Source organism: uncultured Streptomyces sp. (genome assembly GCF_947488945.1).
Lineage (GTDB): Bacteria > Actinomycetota > Actinomycetes > Streptomycetales > Streptomycetaceae > Streptomyces.
The window spans coordinates 39,787-52,557 of the sequence record NZ_CANLBS010000010.1; the positions used below are offsets into that span (position 1 = coordinate 39,787).

Consider the following 12,771-nt stretch of genomic DNA (forward strand, 5'->3'; position numbering starts at 1 on the left):
TCCCTTCGAAGGCCGCGGTCAGATCGCGAGCGCGGTCAGCTCTGCGGTGCGGGCGCGCAGCCGCTCCAGTTCGCCGGCCGGCGCGGCCGCCGGTTCCTGGACGTCGGTGGGGACGGTGTCGGGCGGCACGGCCGTGGGCAGGACCACTTCGTCGTCGCCCAGAACGATGCCCCGGTTGCTCAGCGCGGGACTGAATTTCATCACCGTCAGCCTGCTGACCGGCGCCGCGCACAGTCGTTCGATCGTCGCCGTCAGCTCGTCCGGCTGGATGAGCGGCGCCTGCGCTCCGACCACGGCGCCCCGTTCCCCTTCGGTGGGCGCGTTGTTGAAGCAGTAGCCCAGGTTCAGCACTTTCCCGGCGGCGCCGTAGCGGCGTCGCACCGTCAGGGCGAACGAATCGAGGAAGGTGCAGGCGGCCGCGTAGTTCGCCTGCTTGATGGCTTTGAGGTAGGAGTTGATCGAGGACAGGAACAGTGCGAAGTCGAGCGCTTCACCGCCGAACACCTGCATGCACCGGACGCTTGCGTCGACCTTGCCGCGCAGCACGTCCTCGAACTGCGCCTCGCTCATCCGGGCCACGCTCGCCCCCGAGAACACCAGGCCCGCGTGGATGACGCCGTGCACCGCGCCGAACCGTCGGACGATCCCGTCCTTCGCCGCCCGCAGGGACGCGAGGTCGGTGGCGTCGCACCGCAGGTACAGCGGCGGGGGCCCGTCCGCGCCGGCCGCCCGGGCGACAGCGGCTTCGATGCGGGCGTCCTGCGGCCTGCGTCCGAGCCACACCACCTGGGCGCGGTACCTGCGGATCATGTACTCGCTGATGACCGTGCCCAGGGCGCCCGCCCCGCCGATGATGACGTAGGTGCCGCCCTGCCGCAGCCGGGACGACGTCGGCGCGGCCGGCTGAACGGTCATCAGCCGCTGCTCGTGCCACCGGCCGTCGCGGTGGACGCGCAGGTTGCCGTCCGGGTCCGCGGCCAGGCCGAGCACGGCGGCGAGGGACGGCGCTCCGTAGTCCTCGACGTCCGCCACCCGGACCCGCCAGTTCGGGTACTCCTTCGCGACCGACCCCGCCAGGCCGGCGACACCGGCGTGCGCCGGATCGACGGCCTCGCCCTCATGGGCGGCGTGCGCCCGTTCGGTGATCAGGGTCAGGCCCAGGGAGCGATCGCCGTACCCTGCGGCCAGAAGTGCTTTCACCGTGCGGAAGGCGTGCAGCGATCCGGTGGACTGGCCTTCGACGACGCTCGCACCGGACCGGTCGTCCACGGCGCCGGGCGCCACCCAGATCAGATGGTCGAGTCGCGGGGCCGACCGGACGGACCTCCCCAGCTCGTCGTGAGAACCCTGCGACGGGTCCGCTACCACGTGCGCGCCCGGCAGTCGCGCGAGGAGAGCGTCCCGCGCCTGACCCGGCGAGGCGATGACGCCCACGGACTCGGAACTTCGCGGCCATGTCGTGGATGCCGTCCGCGGAAGGGGATCCCAGACCGGCACCAGCGTGGCGGCACCGTCCACCGGATCGGGCCTCTGCTCGGTTCGACGGCCTGCGATGCCTCGCAGACGCAGGCACACCGTGCCGTCGTCGGTCGCGAGGTCGATGTCGATCCGGTCCGCGCCGCGCGCGTCCTCGGCACGGCGGACCAGGGCCCACATCGTGCTCGCGCCGGGGGCGAGGATCTCGGCCGACTTGATGCCGAACACCAACCCGCCCCGTTCGTCACCGTCGAGCAGTCGCATGCACTGCATCGCCGAGTCCACCAGCGCCGGGTGCGGCGCGGGTCCGTCCGGGATTCCCGACGACCCGCCGGGCAGACGCAGTTGGGCGAGCACCGCGTCGTCGCCGCGGTGCACGGCCACGACCCCCTGGAACGTGGGGCCGTAGGTGATGCCGCGGTCCCGCCACTCGGCGTAGAACCGCTGGGGGTCGAACGCCGTGGACCGGAAGTCCCGGAGCAACGCGGGCAGATCGAGCGCCCGTGCAGCCGTCGGCCTCGCGGTGGACACCTCGCCCTGACAGTGGAGAACGGGCTCGTCCCCGGCGGACTCCGTGGAGGACACCGTGAACCGGGTGACGTCGCCGTCGGCGCGGAGAACCACCCGCACCGCACGCGGCGCCCCCGACACCGAGAGGGGCCGCAGGAAGGCGATGTCGTGCAGGCGAACCGCGTCGCCCGCGTTCTCCCCCGCCGCCGCCGCGACCCACTGCAGGTACAGGGCCCCCGGGACGATCCCGGTTCCCCGTACCTGGTGTTCACGCAGGTAGAGCTCGTGATCGGTGAGGACTTCTCCGTCGCGCCGCGGCCCGTCGTCCGCCGCCGCGCGGTCCGGCAGTGCGTAGCGTTCGGCTTCGAAGGGGTAGCCGGGCAGCGGGACGCGGCGGTAGCGGCTGTCGCGGAACAACCCGGCGAAGTCGGGTACCTCGCCGTCGAGGAACCGCTGGGCGAGTGCCCGCAGCGCGGAGTCCCGCGATGCCGAGTCCGCGCTCGGTGCCGGGATCTCCGGACCCGAAAGCCAGGTGGTGCACCGGCTCTCCAGTTCAGCGACGTCCCGGACCACACTCGCCCATCGATGCCGCAGGTGCCTGCGGCCGAGCAGAAGTGTGTGGCTCACGTCGCCGATGTCGAGGTCCGGATGCTCGCCGCAGTGGCGCGCGAGCCGGGTCACCTGTTCGCGCAGGGCGTGCTCCGTCGCCGCGGACAGCACGACCAACCGGGCCCCGTCCTGCCTGTCCCGCGGCGGTGTGCGCGGCACCGACGGCTGCTCGATGACGGCGTGGGCGTTGGTTCCGCTCGCGCCGAGCGACGTGACCGCGGCGCGCCGGCTGCCGCCGTCGGGCGCGTCCCACCGCTTCGGCTCCGTGTGCACGAAGAACGGGCTGCCGGCCAGCGTGACGCTGGGGTTCGTCGCGGTGTGGTGGGGAAGACCGGGAATCACCTCGTGCCTCATCGCCAGCAGTGCCTTGATGACGCCGATCACGCCGGCCGCGGCCTGCGCGTGGCCGATGGATGCCTTGGTCGAGCCGAGCGAGCAGAACCGCTCGGCGTCCGTGAAGCCGCGGAACGCCCGGTCGAGCGCCCGGAATTCCACCGGGTCGCCGAGCTTGGTGCCGGTGCCGTGTGCCTCGACCAGCCTGATCCCCGCGGGGTCTATGGCGAAGTCCCGGTAGATCTGCCGGATCAGCCGTTCCTGCGCCGTCCCGTTCGGCGCGGCGATGCCGTTCGTGGTGCCGTTCTGGTTGATCCCGATTCCACGGATCACGCCATGGATGTGGTCGCCGTCCGCCTCGGCGTCCGAGAGCCGTTTGAGGACCAGCGCACCGACCCCCTCGGCCGGCACGAATCCGTCGGCCGCCTGGTCGAACGAACGGCACCGGCCCGTCGGGGAGAGCATCCCGGCCCGCGACGCCGCCAGATACAGCCGGGGCGAGTTCTGGACGTAGACCCCGCCCGCGATCGCCGTGGTGACCTCGCCCGCCCACAGCGCCTGACACGCGAGGTAGAGGGAGACCAGCGAGCTGGAGCAGGCGGTGTCGACCGCGATCGCCGGCCCGTGCAGATCCAGGTAGTAGGCGATGCGGGACGGCACCAGCGAGTTCATGTTGCCCCACAGCGCCTGGCCCGGGTAGTGGGCCGGCCCCGTCAGGTCCAGGTAGTCGCCCGCGGCGCAGCCCACGTAGACGCCGCACCGGTCGCGGTCGAGCGACTCACCCGCGTGGCCCGCGTCCTCGAGCGCCCGCCACGCTTCCTGGAGGAACAACCGCTGCTGCGGCTCCATGTAGAGGGCTTCCGCACCGGAGATCCCGAAGAAGAGCGGGTCGAACTCGTCGACGCCGTCCAGGAGACCTCCGTCCAGGCAGACGCTGCCCAGCGACGCGAGGTCCCAGCGCGACACCTTCGAGACGGCGTCACGGCCGGAGACCAGCAGGTCCCAGAACTCGTCGGCATCACGGGCGCCCGGGAACCGGCCGCTCATGCCGACGATCGCGACGGGCTCCCGGCCACCGCCCGACGGCCCGGACACCGCGGACGGCGGGGAGGTGACGGACGGCCCGGAGGCGACGGGCAGCTCGGAGGCGACGGGCGGCTCGGGCACTGTCACAGGCAGCTCGGGTACCGCGGTCACGAGGGCGGTACCTTCCTCGTCGACGATGAAACGCGTCAGCCGCCTGATCGACGGGTTCTCGAACAGCACGCTCGGATCGAGGTCGGTGTTCAGCGACTCGTTGAGCCGGTGCACCAGGGAGACGCCGGTGAGCGAGTCCAGTCCGTAGTCGGCGAAGGGTTTGTCGCCCGCGAGTTCGTCCGCGGTCAGCTTCAGGGTTTCGGCGAGGGTCCGCTCGACGGTCGCGCGGACGTGCTCCTCGGGCGAACGGGACGCGGCGGGCCCCGGATCCCGGCGCGGGACGGGCGAACCGGCGCGCGCCAGCAGTACCTGCTGGCCCAGGTCGCGCGCGGGCTCCGCCAGCAGCTCCACCGTGTCGAATCCGCACTCCCGCAACACCTCGCGCCAGGTGTCCGGGGACAGCGCCGGTCCGCCCCGGATGCGCCTTCCGTCCGCGAACCGCCACCACCCTTCGAGGAGCCCGAAGGTCAGGTGCGACCACCAGTCGTTGCGGGCCAGTTCGTTGAGTACGAGGACTCCGCCGGGCCGCAGCAGTGCTCCGGCATGACGCACCGCCTGCACGATGTCCTTGGTGGCGTGCAGGACGTTGTTGGCGACGACGATGTCGTAGTGGCCCTCGGCGAGTCCCTGTGCGCCGGGTTCCCGCTCCACGTCGAAGGTCGTGAAGGACACGTACGGCACGTGGCCGGCGAACCGCCGCTCCGCCTCGATCAGGAACGCCTTCGACACGTCGGTATAGCAGTACTCGGCGAGGTCGCGGCCCTTCAGCCGGTCGAAAACGCGTTCGCTCGTGCTGCCGGTGCCCGCGCCGATCTCCAGCAGCCGGACCGTGCCGCGCCGGGCGTCCACCTCCGCGCGCACCACGCCGGCGGTCACGTCGTTGAAGTAGTCGGCCGTCGCGTTCCCCCGGTACGCCGGTTCGACCAGCTCGAACGAGCCGCCCGGGAACATGACCGCCGTGGCCTTCGTCCGCCCGGACAGGATCGCGGGCAGGGCATCGACCATGCGCTCGGTCAGGCCGGTCTTGGCCGCCAGCTCCCGATCGTCGGCATGGGCGTCCTTCCACGCGCGCCAGGCACGCCACGCCTGTTCGAGGCCCGGCGCGTTCCTCCTGGGCGCCACGAAACCGCCCTCACGAACGAGTTCTCCGTGGCTCAGCAGCACGGTCACCGTGTGGTCGAGCCACTGGGCGAAGGACGGCGTGATCCCCTGCCCGATCAGGTCGCGGCGAACGGGCGCGTCGAAGAGTCCCGCCGCCACGAGCTGTGCGAGCACGAGTGGGCGCGAGAGGCTGTCCATCTCGTCCGCGGCGGACGTGCGACCGGACAGGTACGTCTCGACGCTCCCGGGCCCGGCCGCGGCCACGAGCAACGACGTCGCGTCGAGCGGGTCGGCGGTGCGAGCGGCCGACGCCGCCCCGGCCGCCGGCCAGTACCGCTTTCCGGCGAACGGATACGTCGGCAGACTCACCCGCACCGGCGGATTCGAGCCGCGGTGGGCGTGCCACTCGATGTCGACGCCGTTGACCCAGAGCGGCGCGACCTTGTCCCACTCCCCGCGTTCGACCCACCGGGCGGCCAGGTCCCGCAGCTCCCCGGGGCGGGCGAAGAGGCCGAGCAGCTCGTCCTCGGGCCGGCGGGCCGTACCTTCGAACACCGTTCCGCGCGCCCCGCGCTCGACGTACGCCTGGAGGGTGGCGATCAGCCCGTCGACGTCGTTCGCCAGGAAGACCACTCGTTCGGCCATCGGCCGCCGCCCGACCTGCAGCGTGTGGGCGAGCGACGCGAGATCGCCGTGCGCGTCCCGGTATCCCGGCAGGAATTCCAGAAGCTGCCGGACGAGGGCGCCGAGCCGCTCCCCGTCGCGGGCCGAGAGGATCACGGCGTGGGGGCCGGGACGTCCGGCGGCGCGCGCACCGGTCGGCGCCTGCTCCAGTACCGCGTGCACGTTGGTGCCGCCGATCCCGAAGGAGCTCAGTCCCGCCCGCGCGGGCCCGTCGCCGTCCAGCGGAAGATTCCGGTCGGCCACGAAGAACGGCGACTCCTCCCAGTCGATCTCCGAGCTCGGCGCGTCGCAGTGCAGGGTCCGCGGCACCTCTCCGTGCTGAAGAGCCAGTGCCACCTTGATGAGGCCGGCGATGCCGGCAGCCGCGTCCAGGTGGCCTATGTTGCTCTTGACCGAGCCGATGCCGCAGTACTGGCTGCGTTCCGTGTAGTGGCGGTACGCCTCGGTCAGGGCCGCGACCTCGATGGGATCGCCGAGCCTCGTGCCCGTGCCGTGGGCTTCGACGTAGCTGATCGTCGACGGGTCCGTGCCCGCCTTGTCCAGCGCCTTGCGGATCACTTCGGCCTGGCCGCGCACACCGGGCGCGTAGAAGCCCGCTTTGTCTCCGCCGTCGTTGTTCACCGCGATACCGCGGATCAGGCAGTAGATGTGATCGCCGGCAGCGATCGCCTCACTGGCGCGCTTGAGGACGACCACTCCGACACCTTCACCGCCGGACATGCCGTCGGCGCCGTCGGCGAACGCACGGCTGCGCCCGTCGCTCGAGAAGTTCAGGCCGGGCTGGTGCACGTAGCCCAGTTCCCCCGCGGAGAACAGGCTGGCCGCGCCGACGATCGCCTGCTGGGCATCGCCGGCCAGGAGTCCCTGGCAGGCGACGTGCACCGCGCTCAGCGCCGAAGAGCAGTTGGTGCTCACCGCCATGCTGGGACCGTGCAGGCCCAGCTTGGTGGAGATCATCGTGGGCACCGTGCCGCCTTGGGCGAACAGCCACGCGGCGTAGGTTTCGGAGTCGGCCAGGACTCGGGGGCCCGACGCGTTGGCCATCAGAGCGGGGAGCAGTGCCTGGTAGAAGTTCGTGCTCGTGGACGTGGTGACGCTGGTATCGGGAACGTCCTCCGGGCGGTAACCGGCGTCCTCCAGCGCCTGCCAGGCGTGCTGCAGCAGCAGGCGTGCCTGGGGGTCCATGAACTCGGCGTCACGGGGGGAGATGTCGAAGAACGCCGCGTCGAATTCCGCCCTGCCGTCCACGACCGACCGCTGCGGCACATAGCCGGGCCGGGTGATCAGTTCTTCCGGCACTCCGAGCGCACGCAGTTCCTCGGCCGACCACGACGTGCCACCGCTGCGTCCTTCCACGAGGGCGGACCAGAAGGCCCGGTGGTCGATGGCTCCCGGGAACCGGCAGGAGATGCCGATGACCGCGATCGAGTCGTCGAACGAGGCGTCGAGCGAGGCGTCGTCGGATGCCGGAGAAGTCTGGTGCGGATCAGGGTGCTGCTCGGGCCCGACCGGCTGCGCCGCAGGTGTGTGCCCGGCAGGCAGCAGGCCCGTCAGGTGCCGGGCCATCGCCGCGACGGAGGGGTGCGCGAAAACGCTGGTGGGTCGCAGTGAGCAGCCGAACTCGCGGTTGATCCGCGCCACCGCTTCGATGGCCGCGAAGGAGTCCCCGCCGATGTCGAAGAAGCCTGCGGCGCGGTCGATGTCGCGCGCGCCCAGCACCTCTTCGAAGATCCCGCGCACCGTCCGCTCGATGTCGGGCGCGGCCACCGGACCTTCGGTGGCCGCGAGCGGTGCCGTCCGGGCGGCACCGGCCAGCTTCGCCCGGTCGACCTTGCCGTGCGGCGTGAGCGGAAAGGCGTCCAGGGCCACGAATGCGGCGGGCAGCATGTAGGCGGGGAGGGTCTTGGCGAGTTCCGCGCGCAGCAGCGCGGAGTCGACCGGCGCGTCCCCGTTCCTGGTGTAGTAGGCGGTGAGGCGGTCCGACAGGCCGGCGTGTTCGAGCAGGACGACACTTCGGCCGATGTCCGGACGTGCCTCCAGGACCGCCTCGATCTCACCGGGTTCGATGCGGTGGCCGCGCAGTTTGACCTGGTTGTCCGTCCGGCCCAGGACGACGATCTCGCCGTTCGGCAGCCGGCGCGCGCGGTCGCCGGTCCGGTAGAGCCGTCCCGGCCCGAACGGGTTGTCCAGGAAGCGTTCGGCCGTCAGCTCCGGCTTCCGGTGGTAGCCGAGGGCGACCCCGTCGCCGGCGATGTGCAGCTCGCCGGTCACGCCGATGGGCAGAGGGCTCACGTTCTGGTCGAGGACGTACAGTTGGGTGTTCGCGAGGGGGCTGCCGATGGTCACCGGCTCCTCACGGCGCAGCCGCTTGGCCGCCGACCAGATGGTCGTCTCCGTGGGCCCGTACAGGTTCCATGCCTCGCCGCGCGCCACGAGTTGGTCCTTCAGGCCGTCGGGCAACGCCTCGCCGCCGCACAGCATCGTGACGCCCTCGGTGTTCTGCCAGCCGACGCGTACCAGCATGGCCCAGGTCGCCGGCGTGGCCTGCAGGAGGGTGGGCCGCCATTCGGCGACCTTGTCGGCCAGCAGGGTCGCGTCGGCGGCCGTGGCCGATTCACAGACGTAGACCTGCCCGCCGGTGATCAGGGGGAGGTAGAGCTCCAGGGCGGCGATGTCGAAGCTGTGCGTGGTGATGGCCAGCAGCCGGTCACTGGAGGTCACTCCCAGCGTGTGCGCCATGGCCAGCAGGAAGTTGGTCAGTGCCGTGTGCGGAACCACGACACCCTTGGGCTTCCCCGTGCTGCCCGAGGTGTAGATGATGTAGGCGGCCGACGGTGCCGAGGCACGCGAGTCCGGCGTATCGGCGCTCGTCTCCCCCGTCGCCGGCCCCGCCCCGCCGGCCTGATCATCCGGGCGGTCCGTCGGGTACAGTCTCGCCTCCGGCGTGGCCAGGGCCGCCAGCCCGTCCATCACCGCCTCGTGGCAGAGGACGAGTTGCGCACCGCTGTCCTCGACCATGGAGGAGAGGCGGTCGGCGGGCAGCCGGCCGTCCAGGGGCAGGTACACCGCGCCGAGTTTCATCACGGCGAGAAGGGCCACGACAAGGTCGAGCGACCGTTCGTAGCAGACCCCCACCACGTCCCCGGGGCCGATGCCCCGACGCGTCAACGCCTGCGCCAGCGCCGAGCTCCGGTCGGCGAGTTCGCGATAGGTGAGCGTCCCCTCCCCGCAGGTGACCGCCGGGGCGTCCGGGTTCGCCTCCGCCTGCTCAGCGAAGAGATGCCAGCACGTCCGATCCGCGGGAAAGTCGGCCTCGGTGCGGTTCCACGCCTCGGTGACGAGGTGCCGTTCCTCGTCACCGAGCAGGTTCAGACTGCCTGTCGGCGCCTGCCCGTCCGAGTCGAGGATGCTGTCCACCAGGGTGGCGAAGTGTTCCGCCATGCCCGCGACGGCCCGGGCCGAGAAGGCGTCGGGATGGTACTTCCAGTTCACCAGGAACCCGTCACCGGGAGCCACGTCCACCGTGAGGTCGTACTCACCCAGCTGGTACAGCCCGTCGACGAGCTCGAAGTCCGTCTCGCCGGTGGCGCGGGCCCGCTCGCCCAGGTAGCCGGAGAGAGCGGAATCCTGGTAGTTGTACACGATCTGATAGAGAGGTGACCGCGGATTGACGCCCCGGGCACCGAGATCGTCCACGATGCGGTGGAACGGGTAGCTCCCGTGCTCGAGTACGTCGAGCACCGTGGACCGTACGCGCCGGGCGAAGGACGTGAACTCCTCGGAGGCGTCCGGTCTGCTCCGGACGGGCAGTGTGTTGACGAAGTAGCCGACGACCGGGTCGAAGTGTTCCGTCGGGCGCCCGGCCACCGGCATCCCGATGACGAGGTCCTCGTTGTCGGTGTACCGGTGCAGCAGAGTCAGGAAGGCCGTCAGGAAGAAGATTCCCGGGCTGATTCCCTGTGCGGCGGTGAAGGCCGCGATGGCGGCGGCCCGCTCCTTCGACAGCCGGCTGGTGTGTACCTCGCCCACGTGCGGCGCGTCCGGCGGCAGAGCCACCTGCGAGGGCAACCCTGTGAGGACGTCCGCACCGGCGAGCTCCCGCACCCAGAAGTCGCGGTCCTGGTGAGCGCGCTCGCCGGTGAGTCCGTCCCGCTCCCATGCGACGAACTCACCGAACGAGGCGGAGCCCACCTCGATCGGCACGTCCCGCCCTTCGACCCGCGCCCGGTACGAACGGAGCAGCGTGTCGATGACGAGACGCCCCGACACCCCGTCGATCACGAGGTGATGGACGACCAGCAGAACGTACGCCTCGGAGGCGGAGCGACGCAGGACAGCCAGCCTGATCAGGGAATCACCGGCCAGGTCGAACGGTAACCTCGCCCTTTCCCTCAACAGGCTCAGCACCCGGCCGGACGGCACGTCGGAGATGTCCACGTGCTCGACGAGGAAACCGTCCGTATCTCCGTGGGACAGAACGGGCCCGTCATCCGTCTCGCGCACCCGGGCCGAGAGAAGGGGATGCCGGGAAAGCGTGTCGCGGAATGCGGACTGCAGCGCCGCGGTATCCACCTCCGCGAACGACAAGCACACGGGAACGTTGTACGCGTACGTCTCCGGTTCCATCGTGGCGAGCGCCCACAGGCCGCGCTGCCCCTCGGAGAGGGGAATGTCCACGCGTCTGCCGAGCTCGGTCAGTATCCCCGTCGTCGATATCTCGCCGTCGGCATACATGCGGGCGAGCGTGTGGAGGTTCATGACGGATTCCTTCCTGCCACACCGGCCAGGCATGACGCAGTGGCAGAAGATCGCGGGCGAACGCCGGGGCCCTGCCCGAGCCCGCTCGGAGCGGGCTTGCCGCGGTGCTTCCACTTCCGCTCGCGCACCCGGCCGACGACGACCGTCCCCCGAGCATGGTCGCCGGACAGCGCGTCCGGCACCAGACCGTGTCTTTGGGCGGTTCCCGCAGCGGGACCGGCTCCGGATCGTCCGGGGGCCCGGAGGTCCAGGGGTGACGATGCGATGTCCAGCGCCTCGACCGGATCCCTCGCGGTGGTGCCCGACGACTCGGGATGGTCCGACTGTGGCGGGCTCACCAGCCCGTCGGCCAGGCCGCAGGACCCACCGTGGCCGGTACGGGTGCGACCGCGGGGCGAGGAGCGAGCGGCACGGCGACGCAGGGTGCGGCAGTGTGGGCACGAGTCGGGACGGGCGCGGAACCGGGCCGACGCACGGGTCCGCTCCTGGTGGGCGAGTTCCGCGTCGGCGAGGACGGCACGGACACGGTCCACCAGCCCGCCCCCGGCGTCGACGAGCACCGGGAGGCCGGACGAACGCGACATCTCGGCCGGGCGCTCGGGGCCTGCGCTCGGCAGCGAACAGCAGGCGCCCACGGATGTGCCGTCGGTGTCATGACCGTCAGTATGGCCCGCAGTCCGCTGCGTGTTCGCACGTTCGTCCCACTGTGGGGCACGTCACTCGAACGTCTCGGCCGGTGGGTTCTCGTACGCGATCGGCGCACCTCCGCGATCAGCCTCCAGTTCCTCGGGGTCGAGCCCGAGAACAAGAGGCTCGGCTACACGCAGTTGCCGAACCGCCGCCTCCGCACCGGCGGCACGGCCCGCGCATGCGAACAGGCCCTAGACGCCATCACCGCCGACCCCCCCGAAGGCCCGGCCGTCGACCACCAACACCGACGCGAGGTTCTCGCCACCTGGACGCTGGAACCCGAGAACCGGCAGCACATGCTCACCCGGCTACCGGACCTCACCAGCCGCCGAAAGCCCCTCATCGACGACCGCGGCGCCTGGCCGTCAGCGCCCACATCTGGACCCGCGTCACCGAAGGCGAGCCCGACGTCGCACCCTGCCCACCGCACATGGGGACTACGTGCCGTCTGGACCCGGGAGCGACACACCGTCTTCCACTGGCTCCGCACCACCGACCACCGGTCTTACTACGGCGCCTTCCCACCACTGCTCGAAGACCACGCCGAGCGCCTGGCCAAGGCGATCGACCACGGTCAGTGACGGCATGCAGAATGCGTTCATGAGCCACGACTTCAGGCCCGGTGACGTGCTGTCGCTGGATTGCCAGTTCACGGAGACCGCCGTCATCGAAATCACCCGTTCCCACGTGTCCGTGCAGTGGCCGTGGTGGGAAGTGGACCCACAGGCCGAGAACTTCAGGTGGAACGGCCAGAGGGCGCTTCCCACGCCCGCGGCCGGCGAGTGGGAGATCTTCCGGACGGAACCGGCGGAGACCGCACTGAAGCCGGGCGACACCTGCCTGGTGGGAATCCCAGCGACCGTGGTGCACGTCCATGCAGTCCACCGCTTCGATCCGCCCCTGGTCACCGGGATGCTGCCACGGCCCGCGTCCTACCTTGAGGTCCTGCAGCAGGGTGAGACCCACGATGCCTCCCTCGAGGACCAGGGCTGCACGATCGATCCGGCCGGCGGCGAACCGATACACATCGAGCTGGTCTTCCGTCCCTACGCCTTCCTCGAACCGGGTGACGAGGTTGCCGACCGGGACGGGCGCGCCTGGCGGTTCGATGCGGCCTGGAACTGGCACCCCTTCGACGGCGAACAGTCGGACACTCCCGCCTGGCCGCTGAAGTTGCTCACCCGCCAGGGTGAGCCGGCACCGAAGGAAGCCGAAGAGGTGGCCCGGGCAACAGCAGTCGATAACCACGTGGACGAACGGGAGCGGTGGAGCGCACTCACGCACGCGCGACCAGCCGCCCAGCACAGTAGGCCCCGCCGGTGACAAGAAGCCTGCCCATGCGACAGCTATCTTGCTTCGGCTCAACGGAGTTGACGTGCTCACACTGCTCGTTCCCCCGTTCAGGGAGCGTTT

Annotated in this window: 3 protein-coding genes; 2 read left to right on the plus strand and 1 reads right to left on the minus strand. The window is 70.9% G+C overall.

The features are described from left to right. Positions 1 to 18: 18 nt before the first annotated feature. Positions 19 to 10,668, minus strand: a complete 10,650-nt coding sequence (locus Q0994_RS17765; RefSeq protein WP_299535815.1) for a non-ribosomal peptide synthetase — start codon at positions 10,666 to 10,668, stop codon at positions 19 to 21. A gap of 653 nt (positions 10,669 to 11,321) precedes the next feature. Here Q0994_RS17765 and Q0994_RS17770 point away from each other — a divergent pair. Both Q0994_RS17770 and Q0994_RS17775 read left to right on the plus strand, forming a co-directional pair. Then, complete coding sequence (locus tag Q0994_RS17770; RefSeq protein ID WP_299535817.1) at positions 11,322 to 11,939, plus strand: hypothetical protein; 618 nt, start codon at positions 11,322 to 11,324, stop codon at positions 11,937 to 11,939. A gap of 19 nt (positions 11,940 to 11,958) precedes the next feature. Beyond that, positions 11,959 to 12,681, plus strand: a complete 723-nt coding sequence (locus tag Q0994_RS17775; RefSeq protein WP_299535819.1) for a hypothetical protein — start codon at positions 11,959 to 11,961, stop codon at positions 12,679 to 12,681. Positions 12,682 to 12,771 lie beyond the last annotated feature (90 nt).

Coding starts and splice junctions, on each gene's coding strand:
- Q0994_RS17765 (WP_299535815.1), bottom strand. CDS start 10,668: ATGAACCTCCACACGCTCGCCCGCATGTATGCCGACGGCGAGATATCG.
- Q0994_RS17770 (WP_299535817.1), top strand. CDS start 11,322: ATGACCGTCAGTATGGCCCGCAGTCCGCTGCGTGTTCGCACGTTCGTC.
- Q0994_RS17775 (WP_299535819.1), top strand. CDS start 11,959: ATGAGCCACGACTTCAGGCCCGGTGACGTGCTGTCGCTGGATTGCCAG.